This window comes from Pararobbsia silviterrae, assembly GCF_003628125.1.
Classification (GTDB): domain Bacteria; phylum Pseudomonadota; class Gammaproteobacteria; order Burkholderiales; family Burkholderiaceae; genus Pararobbsia; species Pararobbsia silviterrae.
Genome location: NZ_RBZU01000007.1, coordinates 325,883 through 343,089, shown reverse-complemented (window position 1 = coordinate 343,089; position 17,207 = coordinate 325,883). Strand labels below are relative to the sequence as shown.

At 64.6% G+C, this 17,207-nt stretch carries 16 protein-coding genes; 9 read left to right on the top strand and 7 right to left on the bottom strand.

Annotated features, from left to right (window positions below; genetic code table 11):
• Positions 1–308 precede the first annotated feature (308 nt).
• Positions 309–1,349: an NAD(P)-dependent alcohol dehydrogenase gene (locus D7S86_RS17405; protein WP_121088107.1), complete on the top strand. Its 1,041-nt coding sequence runs from the start codon at positions 309–311 to the stop codon at positions 1,347–1,349.
• 53 nt (positions 1,350–1,402) lie between these two features.
• Positions 1,403–2,425 (top strand): AraC family transcriptional regulator, encoded by a 1,023-nt coding sequence (locus D7S86_RS17400; protein ID WP_121088106.1) that lies wholly within the window; start codon positions 1,403–1,405, stop codon positions 2,423–2,425.
• A 29-nt stretch (positions 2,426–2,454) separates the two neighbouring features.
• On the opposite strand, the gene D7S86_RS17395 is transcribed toward D7S86_RS17400, so the two are convergent.
• Complete coding sequence (locus tag D7S86_RS17395; RefSeq protein ID WP_121088105.1) at positions 2,455–2,748, bottom strand: DUF1330 domain-containing protein; 294 nt, start codon at positions 2,746–2,748, stop codon at positions 2,455–2,457.
• Between the two features lie 254 nt (positions 2,749–3,002).
• Between D7S86_RS17395 and D7S86_RS17390 the strand changes: the two genes are divergently transcribed.
• Both D7S86_RS17390 and hppD read left to right on the top strand, forming a co-directional pair.
• Entirely contained in the window at positions 3,003–3,395 is a 393-nt protein-coding gene (locus D7S86_RS17390; protein WP_121088104.1) for a tautomerase family protein, read from the top strand.
• Between the two features lie 300 nt (positions 3,396–3,695).
• Positions 3,696–4,769: a 4-hydroxyphenylpyruvate dioxygenase gene (gene hppD / locus D7S86_RS17385; protein WP_121088103.1), complete on the top strand. Its 1,074-nt coding sequence runs from the start codon at positions 3,696–3,698 to the stop codon at positions 4,767–4,769.
• A gap of 47 nt (positions 4,770–4,816) precedes the next feature.
• On the opposite strand, the gene D7S86_RS17380 is transcribed toward hppD, so the two are convergent.
• The 5 genes from D7S86_RS17380 to D7S86_RS17360 all read right to left on the bottom strand — a co-directional run bounded on the left by D7S86_RS17380 (position 4,817) and on the right by D7S86_RS17360 (position 9,265).
• On the bottom strand, positions 4,817–5,455 hold the full coding sequence (locus D7S86_RS17380; RefSeq protein WP_121088102.1) for a trimeric intracellular cation channel family protein: 639 nt from the start codon (positions 5,453–5,455) through the stop codon (positions 4,817–4,819).
• 3 nt (positions 5,456–5,458) lie between these two features.
• Entirely contained in the window at positions 5,459–6,205 is a 747-nt protein-coding gene (locus D7S86_RS17375; protein ID WP_121088101.1) for a FadR/GntR family transcriptional regulator, read from the bottom strand.
• Positions 6,206–6,426: 221 nt separating this feature from the next.
• Positions 6,427–7,764, bottom strand: a complete 1,338-nt coding sequence (locus D7S86_RS17370; RefSeq protein WP_121088100.1) for an MFS transporter — start codon at positions 7,762–7,764, stop codon at positions 6,427–6,429.
• 263 nt (positions 7,765–8,027) lie between these two features.
• The gene (locus tag D7S86_RS17365; RefSeq protein ID WP_121088099.1) at positions 8,028–8,387 is read right to left on the bottom strand and encodes a protocatechuate 3,4-dioxygenase; all 360 of its coding nucleotides are present in this window, start codon (positions 8,385–8,387) and stop codon (positions 8,028–8,030) included.
• Positions 8,384–9,265 carry a gallate dioxygenase gene (locus tag D7S86_RS17360; RefSeq protein ID WP_121088098.1) on the bottom strand — a complete coding sequence of 294 codons (882 nt, stop codon included), beginning with the start codon at positions 9,263–9,265 and terminating at the stop codon, positions 8,384–8,386. The genes D7S86_RS17365 and D7S86_RS17360 overlap by 4 nt, the downstream gene beginning before the upstream one ends.
• A gap of 664 nt (positions 9,266–9,929) precedes the next feature.
• On the opposite strand from D7S86_RS17360, the gene D7S86_RS17355 reads away from it, so the two are divergent.
• The 4 genes from D7S86_RS17355 (at position 9,930) to D7S86_RS17340 (ending at position 14,068) form a co-directional block, all read left to right on the top strand.
• Positions 9,930–11,210 (top strand): LysR family transcriptional regulator, encoded by a 1,281-nt coding sequence (locus D7S86_RS17355; RefSeq protein ID WP_121088097.1) that lies wholly within the window; start codon positions 9,930–9,932, stop codon positions 11,208–11,210.
• A 250-nt stretch (positions 11,211–11,460) separates the two neighbouring features.
• Complete coding sequence (locus tag D7S86_RS17350) at positions 11,461–12,192, top strand: PIG-L deacetylase family protein (protein ID WP_121088096.1); 732 nt, start codon at positions 11,461–11,463, stop codon at positions 12,190–12,192.
• Positions 12,189–12,884, top strand: a complete 696-nt coding sequence (locus D7S86_RS17345) for a 4-carboxy-4-hydroxy-2-oxoadipate aldolase/oxaloacetate decarboxylase (RefSeq protein WP_121088095.1) — start codon at positions 12,189–12,191, stop codon at positions 12,882–12,884. The genes D7S86_RS17350 and D7S86_RS17345 overlap by 4 nt, the downstream gene beginning before the upstream one ends.
• Before the next feature lie 14 nt (positions 12,885–12,898).
• On the top strand, positions 12,899–14,068 hold the full coding sequence (locus D7S86_RS17340; protein ID WP_121088094.1) for a 4-oxalomesaconate tautomerase: 1,170 nt from the start codon (positions 12,899–12,901) through the stop codon (positions 14,066–14,068).
• Between the two features lie 131 nt (positions 14,069–14,199).
• Here the strand turns inward: D7S86_RS17340 and D7S86_RS17335 are convergent, their stop codons facing one another.
• Entirely contained in the window at positions 14,200–15,315 is a 1,116-nt protein-coding gene (locus tag D7S86_RS17335; protein ID WP_121088093.1) for an NAD(P)/FAD-dependent oxidoreductase, read from the bottom strand.
• Between the two features lie 329 nt (positions 15,316–15,644).
• Between D7S86_RS17335 and D7S86_RS17330 the strand changes: the two genes are divergently transcribed.
• Complete coding sequence (locus D7S86_RS17330; RefSeq protein WP_121088092.1) at positions 15,645–17,204, top strand: methyl-accepting chemotaxis protein; 1,560 nt, start codon at positions 15,645–15,647, stop codon at positions 17,202–17,204.
• The last annotated feature ends 3 nt before the right edge of the window (positions 17,205–17,207 follow it).

Here is a 17,207-nt window from a genome sequence, read left to right as displayed (position 1 = left end):
CCCCGAGCCCCAAGCCCCAAGCCCCAAGCCCCAAGCCCCAAGCCCCAAGCCCCAAGCCCCAAGCCCCAAGCCCCAAGCCCCAAGCCCCAAGCCCCAAGCCCCAGGCCCCAGGCCCCAGGCCCCAGGCCCTTAAGCTTTCGCCGGAGTGGAATCGGTTCCATTTTGCGCATTTCGCACAGCGGCTCCATAAAAACGAGCAAAAAGTATCAGTCGATTCGCGGATTTTGACGTTGTGGGCCGCTCCGTCCGGGCGCTACATTGCCGTATCGTCGAGTAAAAGGCCGCGAAGGCCGAACAAGGAGACTCCGGTGAAAGCACTCGTCCTCGAAGAGGCCCATCGCCTCGCATTGCGCGATATCGAACTGCCGCTTGCGGTGGGGCCGCGCGAAGTCAAGATCAAGATCCATACCGTCGGCGTCTGCGGCAGCGACGTCCACTATTACCAGCACGGACGCATCGGGCCGTTCAAGGTCGAGGAGCCGATGGTGCTCGGCCACGAGGCATCGGGCACGGTCGTTGAAATCGGCAATGAAGTCACGCATCTGCGCGTGGGCGATCGCGTCTGCATGGAGCCCGGCATTCCGCAGTTCGACTCGCCCGCGACGATGCGCGGCCTTTACAATCTCGATCCGGCCGTGCGTTTCTGGGCGACGCCGCCGATCCACGGTTGCCTCACGCCGTATGTCGTGCATCCGGCCGCCTTCACGTTTCGCCTGCCCGACAATGTGTCGTTCGCCGAAGGCGCGATTGTCGAGCCCCTGTCGATCGGTTTGCAGGCCGCGAAAAAAGCGGCCATGAAACCCGGCGACGTGGCGGTCGTGATCGGAGCCGGCACGATCGGCGCCATGACGGCGCTTGCGGCGCTCGCCGGCGGTGCGTCGCGCGTGATTCTGGCGGACGTCGTCAAGGAGAAGCTCGCCTTGTTCGCGAACAACCCCGCGGTCACGACCGTGGCCGTGCGCGAGCAATCGCTTGTCGACGTCGTCAAGCAGGTGACGGACGGCTGGGGCGCGGACGTCGTGTTCGAAGCGTCGGGCAGCGCGAAAGCCTATGAGAATCTGCTCGATCTCGTGTGTCCGGGCGGCTGCGCGGTGCTCGTCGGCATGCCGCCCGAGCCCGTTGCGCTCGACGTCGTCTCGATGCAGGCGAAGGAAGTCCGCTTCGAATCGGTCTTCCGATATGCGAATATCTTCCCGCGCGCGCTCGCGCTGATCAGTTCGGGCATGATCGACGTCAAGCCGTTTATCTCGCGCAAGTTTTCGTTCGCCGACGGCATCAAGGCATTCGAGGAAGCGGCAGCCGCGCGGCCTCAGGACGTCAAGATCCAGATCGAAATGGAAGTTGACTGAGACTGAGCCGCGCATCGGACGGGTTCGCTGCCGGGTCATGCAGGAGACAGGGTATGAACCCGGACCTCGAACTCGTACAAACGCGCAAGGACGAGTCGTTTCGCGCATGGATGCACGACTATCCGCATACGGTCGCGAAATGGCATTTCCACCCCGAATACGAGGTGCACGTGATTCGCGCGTCGACGGGCAAGTGCTTCGTCGGCGACTACATTGGCGATTTCGCGCCAGGCAATCTCGTCATCACGGGACCGAATCTGCCGCATAACTGGATTTGCGACGGCGATGCCGACGCGAGCTCGGGGGTGGGCGTGGCGGCGGATGCAGATACGAAGCCGCGGATAGGCTCGATTGCAAGTGCAGATGCAAGTGCAGATGCAAGTGCGGGCAGTGCGGTCGTGGTCCCGTCCCGTGACTGCGTGCTGCAATTTACGCGCGAAACGGCCGAGCGGATGGTGTTCGCGTTTTCCGAACTCCAGCCCCTGCTCGGTCTGCTCGACGACGCTTCGCGCGGCGTTCAGTTTCCCGATGCGCTCGGTATCGAACTCATGCCGATGATGATCGAACTCGCGACCGCGCAAGGCCCGCGCCGCGTCGTTCTGCTGATGGCGCTGTTCGAGCGGCTCATCGCGTGCACGGAGCGCAGATTGCTCGCGGGCCCGGTCTACGACGTCTCGGCGCAGCCCCATACGACCTCGACGATCAATCAGGTGCTCACCTACATCCAGCAGCATGTGTCGGGCGCCGTGCGCGAGAGCGATGTCGCCGAACTCGCGGGCATGAGCGTCAGCACGTTCACGCGATTTTTCCGCAAGCAGACGGGCTGCACGTTCACGCAATTCCTGCAGCGGTTGCGGATCAACGAGGCGTGCGAGTCGCTCATGTGCTCGAATCTGAGCATCACCGATATCTGTTATCGCGTCGGTTTCAATAACCTGTCGAATTTCAATCGGCAATTCCTGGCGGCGAAGGGTATGCCGCCGTCGCGCTTTCGTTCATTGCATCAGCTCAATGAAGTCGGATTGCGGGAGCGCGGCGGCATCGCGAAGGTGACCGAAGACTCGGCGCAAGCCTGAGCGGTCGCATCCGTCTCGCGCGTCGGGACTCAGTCGGCTCCGCCGACGATCCGGAAGTCGCGGTCGGCCGCGCCGTCGAAGACCCGCAGCGCTTCCTTGTACGCGGGGCTTTCATAGGCGGCGACCGCGAGTTCGACGCTGTCGAATTCGGCGATGACGACGCGTTCGGTCACGCCGAATTCATACGTCGTCGACGGCAGCCCGCGCACGATGAACGTGCCGCCGGCCTCGCGGATCACGGGGCCCGCGAGCTTCGCGTACTCGGCGAGTTTGTCCGGCGCATTGATCTTGCGGTACGTCACCACCCAATAGCCCTTGGCCATCGTGAATCTCCTTATGTGTCACGGTCGATCGTCGATATTCGACGACGCGCCGGTCAAACGTCGCGGCGCGTCGATCAGGATGCGGTATCTGCAGCGATACGCGCCGCGAGCATAGCAAGAACGCGCAATGCGCGTGCGGTCTCGCGACATCGCATCAAAACGCGGCGTATCCTTGGCGGACTCGCGGGTTGGAATGACTTGGCGGATGCTTGGCCAGGGCGACTCGCCTCACCACGGAGCAAGGAGCATACGGCATGCCTTTAGTTCGAATCGACCTCAGCGACACGATCGCGCCGCAGACGGTGCAAACGATCAGCGACGTGATCTATGACGCGATGCGTGAAGTCGCGAACGTGCCCGAGAACGACCGATACCACATCATTACGCGCCATCGCCGCGACGAACTCGTCTACCCGGCGGCGGGCTATATGGGCGTGACCTACACGCCCGACATCATATTCATCCAAGTGACCTGGAGCCGAGGCCGCACGGTCGACGTCAAGAAGGCGTTTTATCGGCTCGTCGCCGAGAACATTCATCAGAAGACCGGCCTGCGAAAAGAGGATATCTGGATCAATCTCGTGAGCGTCGAGCGCGAGGACTGGTCGTTCGGCAACGGGATCATGCAATACGCCGACTCGCTGTAGACCGCTGTGGATTGCCGTGGGCCGGCACGTGAACGCTCGCGTGGCGTGCGGTGTTCCAACGGTGCGCGTGTCGCCTACGATGCGAACGACGACGGCGCTCGTGCACGCGCATCGACCCGGTCGCGAGCAAGGATCGGCGTCGGATCGTCGCATAGGAGAAAATTCGACGCGTTTGCCGGTGTTTTTCAGGCCTAGAACGAAATCATTTTTCCCGACATTGTCTCTAGACTTGCGCTCATACCCCGCGCCGCGCGGATACACATCCTTGCGGCGCTTCCCCCCTCGCGCGAGACACGCACCATGGCGGATCTGTTCGACAACCCGATGCAACTCTGCGGATTCGAATTCGTCGAATTCGCGTCGCCCGAGCCGAACGTGCTCGAACCGCTGTTCGAAAGCATGGGCTTTACGCTCGTCGCGCGACATCGTTCCAAAGACGTCCTGTTGTATCGCCAGGGCGAAGTCAATTTCGTCATCGACCGCGAACCCCATGGCCGCGCCGCCTATTTCGCGGCCGAGCACGGTCCGAGCGCGTGCGGCATGGCGTTCCGCGTCAAGGATTCGCATGCCGCCTATGGCCGCGCCCTGATGCTCGGCGCCGAGCCGATCGATATCCCGACAGGGCCGATGGAGCTCAAACTGCCCGCGATCAAGGGCATCGGCGGCGCGCCGATCTATCTGATCGATCGCTTCGAAGACGGCAAATCGATCTACGACATCGACTTCAATTATCTCGACGGCGTCGACCGTCATCCGGTCGGCCATGGACTGCGCGTCATCGATCATCTGACGCACAACGTCTATCGCGGCCGTATGACGCATTGGGCGAGGTTCTACGAGAAGCTCTTCAATTTCCGTGAAATCCGATACTTCGATATTTCAGGCGAGTACACGGGGCTGACCTCGCGCGCGATGACCGCACCCGACGGCCGCATCCGCATTCCGCTCAATGAGGAATCGACGCGCGGCGGCGGACAGATCGAAGAATTCCTGATGGCGTTCAACGGCGAGGGCATTCAGCACATCGCGCTGTTGTCCGATGACTTGATCGACGTCATCGATCGCTTGCGCGCGGCGGGCGTGCCGCTGATGGCCGCGCCGAACGCGTACTACTACGCGGCGCTCGATACGCGCGTGCCGGGCCACGGACAACGCGTCGCCGACCTCCAGGCGCGCGGCATCCTGCTCGACGGCACCGTCGAAAACGGTGCGCCGCGGCTGCTGCTGCAGATCTTTTCGAAAACCGTCCTCGGTCCCGTGTTCTTCGAATTCATTCAGCGCAAGGGCGACGAGGGCTTCGGCGAAGGCAATTTCCGCGCACTGTTCGAGTCGATCGAGCGCGACCAGGTCGAGCGCGGCGTGATCAAGGTCTGAGGCGCCTGTTCAGGAATCGGCCGCGCCGCGCGCGCGACGCGGCGATCCTAGTTGCCCGAGTTCGTCGGATGTTTGTTCACATAGACGGGCAGCTTCCATCCATGCCGCAACGAGAGCAGCCGCACGCCGACGCAGGCGATCGTCGCGACCCACGGCGTCCACGGGCCGTCGATCCCCGCGCGTTGCGCGCCGACGAGAATCGCCGCGCCGAGCAGCGCGGCCGACGCATAGATCTCGCGCTGGAGGATCGCGGGGATCCGCGAGAGCAACACGTCGCGCATGACCCCGCCGCCGACCGCGCTGACCATGCCGAGCAGGATCGCGAGTTCGGCGCTGTTCCCGTAGATCAACGATTTCTGCGCGCCCGCGACCGCGAAGAGACCCAGTCCGATCGCATCGAACACGAGCACGGGCGAGCGCATGCGGCGCACGCGCGGATATGCGCCGATCGTGATCAGCGACGCGACGACCGAAACGCCGAGATAGCGCCAGTCCGAGAGACCCACGGGCGGAACGGCGCCGATGCAGACGTCGCGGACGATGCCGCCGCCGCACGCGACCATGAAGGTGACCGACAGAATGCCGAACAGATCGAGCCGGCGCTGACGCGCGGCGACCGCGCCGCTGATCGCGAACACGAACGTGCCGACGAGATCGAGCACGCTATAGGCGAAATGCGCGTTCATGCGTCAGCGCTTGACCGTTTTTGCGCGATCGGCGGCCTTGCGCAGGCGCTCGCGGCTGTTCGACAGGTGCATGCGCATCGCCGCGCGCGCGGCATCGGCCTCGTTGCGCGCGATCGCGTCGAGAATGCTTTCATGCTCCTGATTGACGAGCGCGACATAGACTTTCGGATCCGACTTCGCGATGCCCGCCGAATCGATCCGGTTACGCGGAATCAGCGCGCTGCCCATCTGCGTGAGGATGTCGACGAAATACCGATTGCCCGTCGCGCGCGCGATCGACACATGAAACTCGAGATCGGCCGCGGCGCTGTCGCCGCCGTTGCGCGACGCGGTCTCGATTGCGTTGAGCGCCGCGCGGATCCGCGTGATGTCCTTCGGCTGGGCGCGCTGCGCGGCCAGCCCCGCGCTTTCGGTTTCCAGGCTGATCCGGAGTTCGAGAATCGCGAGCAGGTCCTCGACTGTCGTCGCGGGCACCATCTCGACATCGAGCCGCTCGCGGCGCGGTTCGAGCACGAAGCTGCCGATGCCATGCCGCGTTTCGATGACTTCGCCCGCCTGGAGCCGCGAGATGCCTTCGCGGACGACCGTGCGGCTCACGCCGAGCTCGCGCATGAGCTCGGACTCGGTCGGCAGCTTGTCGCCGGGCGCGAGCTTATTGGCCGCTACCTGTTCCTTCACGTAGGCGACGACGGTTTGCGCGAGATTGCGCGCGCGGCCCGTCGTGGGTCCGGAGGGCGGTGTCGCAGGCATCGGAAAGGCTCCTGTCAGAGGTCGTACCGGTCGTCGGTGCGATGGGCGTCATTATAGTGGTTGTCTGACGACTGACCGGTAGGGACGACCCGATGCGGCGCGCGCTCGACCGGTCAAGCGAAATCGGCCCGTCGCGCGCCGCGCGATGGGCCGATTTCAAGGGGCGCCGGCCGCCGCTCGGGACCGGTTCGCGATGCGCGTACGCGCATCGGCCCGCCGCCTCAGAAGTTCACTTCATACCGGATGAAACGCACGGCAAACCGGTTCAGCACGATTGCGGCCGCGGCGAGCACGGCCGGCACCGCGAGAATCGAGAACACGACGCTGAACGGAAAGCCCATCGACAGCAGCACGCCGCCGAACAGCGAACCGACGATGCCGCCGCAACGGCCGATGCCGAGCATCCAGCTCACGCCGGTCGCGCGCGCGCCCGTCGGGTAGTAGGTCGGCGCGAGCGCGTTGAGGCCTGTTTGCGCGCCGCTCATGAAGAAACCCGCGGTCGTCACGAGCAGAGGCAGCCAGTCCGAACTCAGCGTGCCCGCGCCGAGCGCGAAGATGAAGATGCCGCCGAGCAGATAGGCGATGCCGATGACGGCGTTGCGATCCATGCGGTCCATCGCGAAGCCGACGAGAATCGCGCCGACCGTGCCGCCGATCTGGAACATCGCCGTGATCGAGGCGGCCTTTTCGATCGGATAGCCCGCATCCTTGATCAGCGTCGGCAGCCAGCCCGTCAGCAGATAGATGATCAGCAGGCCCATGAAATACGTGACCCAGAGCATCAACGTACCGAATGCATACCCGTCGCTGAACAACACGCGCACGGGTGCTTTGCGGCCCGTGTCGGGTTCGGTCGTCGTGAACGTCGTGTCGCTGCCGAACGTGCTCGCGCAGACGCGGTTCAACAGCTTCGAGACCTGCTCGGCCGGGCGGCGGCGCGCGACGAGGAAGCGCGCCGACTCGGGCAGCAGCCAGATCAGCAGCGGCACGCCGATCAACGGCAGGATGCCGCCGACGAACAGCACGCCGCGCCAGCCGTGCGAGGTGATGATCATCGACGCGATAAAGCCCGAGAGACCCGAACCCAGATTGAAGCCCGTGAACATGATCGTCACGAGCAGCGAGCGCACGCGCGTCGGAATGTATTCCGAAAGCAGCGTCGTCGAGTTCGGCATTGCGGCGCCGAGGCCGAGGCCCGTCAGAAAGCGCAGCACCATGAGTTGCGTCGGGCTCTGCGCGAACGAGCAGCCGATGCTGAACACGCCGAACAGGAACACCGAGCCGATCAGCACGCGCTTGCGGCCGATCTTGTCCGCATACGGGCCCGCGACGAGCGCGCCGACCGCGAGGCCGAACATCGCCGCGCTCATGACGGGGCCGAACGCGGCGCGGCTGATCTGCCATTCATGCATGAGCGTCGGCGCGACGAAACCCATGATCGCCGTGTCGATGCCGTCGAGCATCACGATAAAGAAGCACAGCACGAGGACGAGCCATTGATAGCCCGAGACCGGGCGCTCGTCGATATACGACTTGATGTTGATGGACGGGGAAGTCATGGTTGTCTCCTGAAGCCTGTCTGCAGCCCGGATGCCGGGCGTCCTGCGTCGTGAAGCGTGTCGGACGCGGACACGGATGCATGGCGCTTCCGTGTCCGCGTCGTGTTCACTTCGTTTTTGCGATACGCGCACGCGCACGCACGCGCGGACACGTGCCGGTCTATGCCGGATTCGTGCCCGCGGGTGAGGCGGGTCGGGCGGATCGGTGGGCGGCGCCGCGTGACGGCGGGCCGCGTCGAAGCGGATCGGGTCCGGTTCGGCCGTCAGGCCGCGGCGGGAACCCGGCGCGTTTTCAGAAACGCTTCGAGCGTTTCGCCGCGCATCGAGGCATACATGCCCAGATTCGTGATGCCGACGATGCGCGCGTACTTTTCGAGCACGAAGAAGCACACGCCGTATTGAATCAATCCGAGCCAGTCCACGCGGTCGACGAGATCGCGCTCGACGTCGGTCAGCTTGGCTTCGTCGTAGGCGGCCTGACGGTTCGTCGTGAACAGGTCACGCCATGCCTTTTCGCGCATGCGCCAGAAAAAGCGATTGATCCGGATACATTTGATGCTTTGGGCCACGTCGAACGGGTAGGTGCCCGTCAGATCCTCGATGCCCTCAAGTTGCGGGTTCATGCTGCGTGCTCCGGTGTGGCGATGGCCGATTCCTGCGTCGAGTCGACCGTCTCGTAGATCGTGACACCCATCGCGGTGCTTGTCGCGAGGTAGTAATTCCGGTGCTTCTCTTGAATCTTGTCGCCGAGCGCGCCGCGCATCGCGAGCCACATGATGACTTCGACGCCTTCGGCGCCGCCGCGCCGGACGTAGTCGGCGTGCTTCATGTCGGCCAGCTTGTCGGGATCGTTGACGATGAGATCGAGGAACGTCATGTCCCAGTCCTCATCGTTGAAGCCCGAACGCTCGCCGTGCACCTGGTGCGAGAGGCCGCCCGTGCCGACGACGACGACGCTCAGATCCTCGGGGTAGCTTTCGATTGCGCGGCGAATCGCGTGGCCGAGCTTGAGGCAGCGGCGCGCGGTCGGCAGCGGGTACTGGAGCACGTTGATCTCGAACGGGACGAGCGCGCCGGGCCAGCCGCCTTCATGCGGCCACATGAGCCCGAGCGGCGAGTTGATGCCGTGATCGAGCGGACGCTCCTGAAACACCGTGAGGTCGAACTCCTCGTTGACGAGGCTATCGACGAGATGCGTCGCGAGTCCCGGGTGGCCCGCGATCGACGGCAGCGGGCGCGGGCCTGCGCCTTCGTCGGCGAATTCGTGCGTGGGGCTCACGCCGAGCGCGAAGGTCGGATAGCAGTCGAAGAAGAAGCTGTTCGCATGGTCGTTGTAGAACATCAGCAATACGTCGGGCTTTTTCTGAGCCAGCCACTCCGCGACCGGCTTGTACCCGTCGAACAGCGGCTTCCAGGCCGGATCCGTTTGCCTTCCCTTGTCGTACGCCAAGCCAATCGTCGGCACGTGCGAGGTGCCGATCCCACCGATGATTCTTGCCATTGCTGCGTTCCTTGATGCCCTTCAGATAACGACCATGCCGTCTTGCGCCGCCGGATCCGATCGAAATCGCGAATGCCGCTGATCCGGATGATCCCGACGGCGCGACGTATTGCGTCGCGTCGGTGCCGGCGACGCGGCATCGGCATGCGCCGTGGCGCCGCACGGGTCTCGATATACGGACTATAGAGCGCTTGACCGTCGCCCGGTAGGGGGTTGCCGACGCGTTGCGTCGGACCGATCAGCAAAACGGCTAGGCCAAGGCGAGGGTTAACGCCCTGTTGCGGTTTCCATTTCGGCGCGCATCATTACGCTATATTTCAAGCGAAACAGGCCTATAAACAAGGCGGTGGCAGGTTTTTCCTTGTCACGATCCTTTCGAATTTCTTTCTGATTCGACGGTCTGGCGAAGGAGCGGGCAGGGCTCTTGAGTGCGACAATCGATAAAAAAAACAGAAGGGCGTTGAACGAGTTGGCAAGGCGTGTTGCATGGCATCGATCGCATGATGCGGCGACGTTCGATGACGCATGTCATGACGCATGTAATGGCGCACATGTCGGCATGTGTGCTTGCCTCAAACAAAGCGGCCGTGGATGATGCGGCCGCACGGCGCGCGCGGCATGCCGCGCGATGCCGATTCATGAATTGACCTGGCGATCGAGTCCAATGAACGAACGAGACACGCAGCGTGCCGGTTTGCTGAGCCTCGCGCACCTCAAGGTGTTTCTGCACGTCGTCGAGACGGGCAGTGCCTCGCTTGCCGCGAAACAAGTCTTCAAGGCGCAATCGGCCGTGAGCCGCGCGCTCAACGAACTCGAGCAGACGCTCGGCGCGCCGCTGTTCGAGCGCACGCCGTCGGGCATGCTGCCGACCGCGAGCGGACGCTGCGTCGCACAACGCGCCGAGCGTGTATTCGGCGAACTCCAGACGCTGACGCGGCTGCTGATTCCGAAGGCGCATGCGAGCCCCGCGCAGGCCTCGCTGGGTGTCGCATCGTGTCTGCTCAACACGCGCCGGCTCGAGATTTTCGCCGGGCTCGCGCGCGACCGGCATATGCCGACGACCGCGCGGGCCTTCGCCGTGAGTCAGCCCGCGATCAGCATCGCGATCAAGGCGCTCGAATCGGGCTCGGGCTCCGCATTGTTCTATCGCAGCGGGCGCGGTCTGCTGCTGACGGCCGACGGCGAGACCTGCGCGCTCTACGTGCAGCGCGCGCTCAACGAACTGCGGCGCATTCCCGAGGATCTTGCTGCGCTGCAAGGCACCGTGCGCGGCGTCGTGCACGTCGGTGCGCTGCCGCTCGGGCGCTCGTATGCGCTGCCCGAAGCCATCGCGCGGCTCAGCGGCGCGCATCCGGGCATCACGGTCATCACTGACGAAAGCGCCTATGAACTGTTGTGCGCGAAGCTGCGCTCGGGCGACATCGACTTCATTCTCGGCGCGTTGCGCGAACCCGCGGCCGACAGCGGGTTCGTCGTCGAAACGTTGTGGGCCGAGGAAATGGTCGTGCTCGCGCGCAAAGGCCATCCGCTCGCGGACAAGACGTCGCTCAAGCTCGCGCAGATGACCGGCGAACAGTGGATTCTGCCGCGAAGCCATGCGCCCGCGCGGCAGATCCTCGAGCGGCTGTTCGCGGCCAAGGGCCTCGACATCCCGCCCGCGACGGTCGAATCGGCCGATCTCGCGATCATTCGCGGCGTGCTCACGCGCTCGAACATGATCGCGGCGCTGTCCGCGCACCAGCTCATGCATGAGATCGATTCGGGCGAGATCGTGCGTCTCGCGCTGCATCTGCCGAAGACGGAGCGCGATATCGGCTTTACCTTGCGCGCGGATTCCGTGCCCGCGCCCGCGGCGCGCCTGCTGCTCGAGACGATCCGCGCGGTGGCGGCCGATATGGCGGCCAACGAGATGACGCTCGAACGGTCCGTCGCGCATGCGCAGTGATGCGTTTTTCACATATCGGGATCGCTGTGCAGGGCGTCGCGCGCATGGGGGCTCATAAGAGCAATGCGTGGGCCCGCGCCGGCCGGTGCCGCGCACGGGCGAGCCTTGACGCGCGTCGGCGCATGAGGGTTTCCCTTAGTCCGATAAATAAAATGGAACCCAATCCGGCATAGATTGCGTATCCCGGTCGAACGGCGGCGCACCTAGAATCGCTTGTGTTTTCACGTCAATCGAACCGGACAGAATCGGAATGGCAACACCACAGTCAATGCTGGTCGTCAGCGCGCATAGCGCTGACTTTGTATGGCGCGCGGGCGGCGCGATTGCGCTGCACAGCAAGAACGGATATCGCTGCAAGGTCGTGTGCCTGTCGTTCGGCGAGCGCGGCGAATCCGCGAAGCTCTGGCGCAAGGGCGACATGACGATCGAGAAGGTCAAGAGCGCGCGCCGCGAGGAAGCGCAGCGCGCCGCCGATATTCTGGGCACCGAAGTCGAGTTCTTCGATTTGAGCGACTACCCGCTGCGCGTGTCGGATGAAGCATTGATGAAGCTCGTCGACGTCTATCGCGAGCTCCAGCCTGCGTTCGTGCTGAGCCATTCGCTCAAGGATCCGTACAACTTCGATCACCCGCTCGCCATGCACGTCGCGCAGGAAGCGCGGATCATCGCGCAGGCCGAAGGCCATCTGCCCGGACAGACCGTCGTCGGCGCGCCGCCCGTCTATGCGTTCGAACCGCATCAGACCGAGCAATGCGAATGGACGCCGAATACCTTCCTCGACATCACCGAAGTGTGGGACGTCAAGCGTCGCGCGATCGAGTGCATGGCCGGGCAAGAGCATCTCTGGGAGTACTACACGCGCGTTGCGCTGCAACGCGGTGTGCAGGCCAAGCGCAATATCGGCATCACGGCCAAGCGCAATATCGAATACGCCGAAGGCTATCAGCGCATCACGCCGTCGGTCGTCGGAGACCTGTCATGACCCGCGGCGTCGTCGTCACGAATATTCAGCGCGCCGATCCCGCGATCGTCGACGTGCTCCAGCAAGCCGGCACCGCGACCGTTCATGAAGCGCAGCAGCGACTCGGCCTGCTTGCCTCGTATATGCGCCCGATCTACGGCGGCGCCGCGATCGCGGGTTCGGCGGTGACCGTGCTCGTGCCGCCGTCGGACAATTGGATGCTGCATGTCGCGGTCGAACAATGCCAGGCCGGCGACGTGCTCGTCGTCGCGCCGACCTCGCCGAACGAAGACGGCTATTTCGGCGAATTGCTCGCGACCTCGCTCGCGGCGCGCGGCGTCAAGGGCTTGATCATCGACGCGGGTTGCCGCGATGTGCGCGCGCTCGAACAGATGCGTTTTCCGGTTTGGTCGAAGGCGGTCTCGGCGCAGGGCTGCGTCAAGGAGACGCTCGGCTCGGTCAATATCCCCGTGTCCTGCGCGCGGCAAATCGTGCATCCGGGCGATGTCGTCGTCGCCGACGATGACGGCGTGGTCATCGTGCCGCTCGCCAACGCGAGCGCCGTCGCCGATGCGGCGCGCCAGCGTCTCGCGAAAGAAGAGAAGACGCGTTCGGTGCTGTCGACCGGCGTGCTCGGTCTCGACTACTACGCGATGCGCGAGAAGCTCAAGGAAAAGGGCTTGCGCTACGTGAGCAGCGCGGACGAAATCTGAAGAGGTCTGTGACGATGTCCGATACGATTGCCCGGCGCCAGACGCGCATCCGCAGCATGATGATGCGCGGGGGCACCTCGAAGGGCGCGATGTTCCTCGCGTCCGACCTGCCCGACGATGCGTCGCTGCGCGACCGTGTGCTGCTGGCGGTCATGGGCTCGCCCGATCCGCGCCAGATCGACGGCCTCGGCGGCGCGGATCCGCTGACGAGCAAGGTCGCGATCGTATCGCCGTCGTCGCGCGCCGACGCCGACGTCGACTATCTGTTCGCACAGGTCGTGGTCAACGAGGCGCGCGTCGATTACGGCCAGAACTGCGGCAATATCCTCGCGGCCGTCGGTCCGTTCGCGATCGAGCGCGGGCTGGTTCAGGCCGCGGACGGGCATACGCGCGTGGCGATCCACATGGTCAACACCGGCCAGATCGCCGTCGCGACCGTCGCCACGCCCGAGGGTGTCGTCGATTACGAGGGCGATGCGCGCATCGACGGCGTGCCGGGTACGGCCGCCGCGATTCCGTTGAGCTTTCGCGATACGGCCGGTTCGACGTGCGGTGCGTTGCTGCCGACCGGCTCGCGCGTCGACGTGATCGACGGCGTACGTGTCACGTGCATCGACAACGGCATGCCGCTCGTGCTCATGCGCGCGGCGGATCTCGACCGGACCGGCTACGAAACGCGCGAACAGCTCGATGCGGACGATGCGCTCAAGGCACGGATCGAAGCGATCCGGCTCAAGGTCGGGCCGTTGATGAATCTCGGCGACGTCAGCGCGCGAACCGTGCCGAAGATGTGCCTTGTCGCGGAGCCTCGCGATATCGAGGCGGGTGGCACGATCCACACGCGCACGTTCATTCCGCATCGCTGTCATGCGTCGATCGGCGTGCTCGGCGCAGTGAGCGTCGCGACAGCCGCGGTGATGCCGGGGACCGTATGTGACGGCGTGGCGCGCGTGCCCGACGGCTTGACCAAGCGCGTCAGCGTCGAGCATCCGACCGGCGAATTCTCGGTCGAACTCACCTTGCGCAACGGCGCCGACGGCGAACTCGAAGTCGTCGACGCGGCGTTGCTCAGAACGGCGCGCTGGCTGTTCGACGGCGAAGTCGGCATTCCGGCGTCGCTCTGGTCGAATGCTTCGCGCACGTCGCATGTTGCGGCGGGCGTCGTGCACGACGCCCACGTTTAGTCGTCGAATCGGTCGTTTCTACCGTCTCATGCATCCCCGATGTGTGTCATCGGCGGATGCCTATTCGATCGCATGATGCGGGGCGACGCGGCATGACGTCGACGTTACGACATCACGCGGCACGGTCCGCATCAAAGCCTTTCGACCACGGCGTCGGCGATCGCGAGCGATGCCGTGAGGCCGGGCGATTCGATTCCGTATAGATTCACGAGCCCCGACACGCCGTGTTCGGCGGCGCTCTGGATCACGAAGTCGGCGGCGGTATCGCCCGCGACCCGGATCTTCGGACGGATGCCCGCATAGGCGGGCTGCAGCGCGCCGTCGGGCAGGGCGGGCCAGTACGCGCGGATCGCGTCGTAGAAGCGTTCCGCGCGCGCGGGATCGACGCGATAGTCGATCGTGTCGACCCATTCGACGTCGGGACCGAAGCGCGCCTGATGACCGAGATCGAGCGTCAGATGCACGCCGAGTCCGCCGCGCTCGGGCACCGGATAGATGAGCTTCGAAAACGGCGCGCGGCCTGCGAGGCTGTAGTAATTGCCCTTTGCATACGCGCCTTGCGGAATCGATGCGGGATCGAGTCCATGCAAGGATGCCGCGATCGCTTGCGCATGCAGGCCCGCGCTATTGACGACGCGCCGCGCGTGCAGTTCCATCGGCTCCGCGCCGCCGATATCGAGCCGGATCAGCGCGCCGTTCGTGCCATCGTGTTCGATCCGTCCGCCGACGACGGGCGACTGGAACGCGAGCATGCCCCCGGCCGATTCGATATCGCCTTGCAATGCGAGCATGAGGCCATGGCTGTCGACGATGCCCGTCGACGGCGATTCGAGCGCGGCGACACAGGCCAGCGCGGGTTCGAGCGCGCGGGCTTCGTCGGCGCTCAGCCAGCGCAGATCGTCGACGCCGTTCGCGTTGGCCGCGGCGCGGATCGTGTGCAGCGTGTCGATCTGATCGTCGCGTGTCGCGACGATGAGCTTGCCGCACCGCTCGTGCGCGATCTGTTTTTCCTCGCAGTACGCATAGAGCCGATGCTTGCCTTCGACGCACAGGCGCGCCTTGAGCGAGCCTTGCGGATAGTAGATGCCGGCGTGGATCACTTCGCTGTTGCGCGAGCTCGTGGCGGTGCCGATCGCGTGTTCGGCTTCGACGACGACCGTTTCCCAGCCGCGCTGGGCGCATGCACGTGCGATCGCGAGGCCGACCACGCCCGCGCCGATGACGACGCAATCGATGGTGTCCGTCATATGACGTCTCGTGTTTGAAACGCGCATGATAAACGACGCATGAGGCGCATGCGCGAGGTCGGGATCCGGCCGCTCCAAGCCGACGTCCGAATAGTGGGATCCGTGATGCGTCGCCGCACACCCTATTTTTAGGGCGTCACCCGCACGCGTAGGCATGAGACGGCTCGCGCGCATCGCTCGCCGCACGAGCCGGGCGGACCGCTCAATCGTGCATCTTCAGTGCACGTTTCATTGCGGGTTTACGCTGCTCAATATTCCGTGGACATGGACGAAATACTTCAGAGCTGTGCGATTTTCGCGCGCGGCCCGTGCTTCTTTGGAGATTGTCGATGAACCGTCTTGCTCGCCTGCGCATCGGCCAGCGATTGGCCGTGGGCTTTGGGCTCGTGCTGGTACTGCTGGTCTGTACCGCGCTGTTCGCCGTGTTCCAGGTGCGTCAGATGGGCGCGACCGCACGGCACATCGTCGACGCCGATTACAAACACATTGCGCTCGCGAACCAGATCGACCGTGATATCAATCTGCAGGCCAACAATCTGCGCAGCGCGGTGCTGTCCGCGGGCGACGATCAGGCGGCCAAGGCATACCTCGCGGACGTGAGTCGCGCGACACGAGATCTCGGCACGACGATGGAGAAGCTCTCCGGCCTGGCGTCCACGGACCAGGAACGCACGTTGATGGCGCAGTTGCACGACGCAAGCGAAAACTACGTGCGACTGCGCGGGCGTGTCGTGACGCTTGTGCAGGCCCACTTGCCCGATGTCGCGCGCAACTATCTGCTGAAGGATTTGAAGGCCCCGCAGGAGGCCTTTTTGGCCGCCTCGCGCAATCTCGTCGATCACTACGAAGACGCGATGCAAGCCACGACGGCGGAAACCTCCGACCTCACGCGCCGCGCGATCACCATTACGTTGGGCCTTGCCGGCGCCGCGCTCGCGACCGGCGTCGCCGTCAGCGTGTTCATCTCGCGGTCGATCACGGGCGGGCTGCAATCCGCGGTCAAGATCGCCGAAACCGTGGCGCAGGGCGATCTGACCTCGCGCATCGAAGCGTACGGCAAGGACGAGGTCGGTCAGCTTCTGCAGGCGCTCGGGGTCATGAACGACAATCTCGTCGCGCTTGTGGGGACCGTGCGCGAAACGTCGGAGAGCCTCGAAAACGGGTCGAGCGAGATCGCGAACGGGAATTTCGACTTGTCGCGTCGTACCGAGTCGCAGGCCACCAGCTTGCGGCAAACCGGCGCCTCGATGGATGAGCTCACGGCCACCGTGCGGCAGAGCGCCGAGCACGCGCAGCAGGCGAGCGGTCTCGCGGACACGGCGAGCGGCGTGGCGCAGCGCGGCGGCGAGGCTGTGCACCGTGTCGTCGAGACCATGGGCCATATCGCCGAAAGTTCGCGCAAGGTCGTCGACATCATCAGCGTGATCGACGGCATCGCGTTTCAGACCAATATCCTCGCGCTCAATGCCGCCGTCGAGGCCGCGCGGGCCGGCGAGCAGGGACGAGGCTTCGCGGTCGTGGCGAGCGAGGTGCGCAGCTTGGCCAACCGTTCCGCGCAAGCGGCGAAGGAGATCAAGAGCCTGATCGCGCAGAGCGTCGAAAGCGTCGAATCGGGCAGCCGGCTCGTGGCCGACGCGGGCGAAACGATGCAGACGCTGCTCGAGCGCATGCGCGGCGTGACGACGCTCGTCGATCAGATCAGCGTGGCGACGCGCGAACAATCGGCGGGTCTCGTCGTCATCAACGACTCGGTGAGCGAGATCGATCAGATGACGCAGCAGAATTCCGCGCTCGTCGAGCAGTCGGCCGCCGCGGCCGAGACCTTGCGCGAGCAAGCGTCGAAGCTCGTGCGTGCGGTCAGCGCGTTCAAGCTGCGCGAGGACGCCTGACAA

What these genes read in the sequence shown, in the direction of transcription:
- D7S86_RS17400 (WP_121088106.1), top strand. Translation starts at nt 1,403, where the DNA reads ATGAACCCGGACCTCGAACTCGTACAAACGCGCAAGGACGAGTCGTTT.
- D7S86_RS17395 (WP_121088105.1), bottom strand. Translation starts at nt 2,748, where the DNA reads ATGGCCAAGGGCTATTGGGTGGTGACGTACCGCAAGATCAATGCGCCG.
- D7S86_RS17390 (WP_121088104.1), top strand. Translation starts at nt 3,003, where the DNA reads ATGCCTTTAGTTCGAATCGACCTCAGCGACACGATCGCGCCGCAGACG.
- hppD (WP_121088103.1), top strand. Translation starts at nt 3,696, where the DNA reads ATGGCGGATCTGTTCGACAACCCGATGCAACTCTGCGGATTCGAATTC.
- D7S86_RS17380 (WP_121088102.1), bottom strand. Translation starts at nt 5,455, where the DNA reads ATGAACGCGCATTTCGCCTATAGCGTGCTCGATCTCGTCGGCACGTTC.
- D7S86_RS17375 (WP_121088101.1), bottom strand. Translation starts at nt 6,205, where the DNA reads ATGCCTGCGACACCGCCCTCCGGACCCACGACGGGCCGCGCGCGCAAT.
- D7S86_RS17370 (WP_121088100.1), bottom strand. Translation starts at nt 7,764, where the DNA reads ATGACTTCCCCGTCCATCAACATCAAGTCGTATATCGACGAGCGCCCG.
- D7S86_RS17365 (WP_121088099.1), bottom strand. Translation starts at nt 8,387, where the DNA reads ATGAACCCGCAACTTGAGGGCATCGAGGATCTGACGGGCACCTACCCG.
- D7S86_RS17360 (WP_121088098.1), bottom strand. Translation starts at nt 9,265, where the DNA reads ATGGCAAGAATCATCGGTGGGATCGGCACCTCGCACGTGCCGACGATT.
- D7S86_RS17355 (WP_121088097.1), top strand. Translation starts at nt 9,930, where the DNA reads ATGAACGAACGAGACACGCAGCGTGCCGGTTTGCTGAGCCTCGCGCAC.
- D7S86_RS17350 (WP_121088096.1), top strand. Translation starts at nt 11,461, where the DNA reads ATGGCAACACCACAGTCAATGCTGGTCGTCAGCGCGCATAGCGCTGAC.
- D7S86_RS17345 (WP_121088095.1), top strand. Translation starts at nt 12,189, where the DNA reads ATGACCCGCGGCGTCGTCGTCACGAATATTCAGCGCGCCGATCCCGCG.
- D7S86_RS17340 (WP_121088094.1), top strand. Translation starts at nt 12,899, where the DNA reads ATGTCCGATACGATTGCCCGGCGCCAGACGCGCATCCGCAGCATGATG.
- D7S86_RS17335 (WP_121088093.1), bottom strand. Translation starts at nt 15,315, where the DNA reads ATGACGGACACCATCGATTGCGTCGTCATCGGCGCGGGCGTGGTCGGC.
- D7S86_RS17330 (WP_121088092.1), top strand. Translation starts at nt 15,645, where the DNA reads ATGAACCGTCTTGCTCGCCTGCGCATCGGCCAGCGATTGGCCGTGGGC.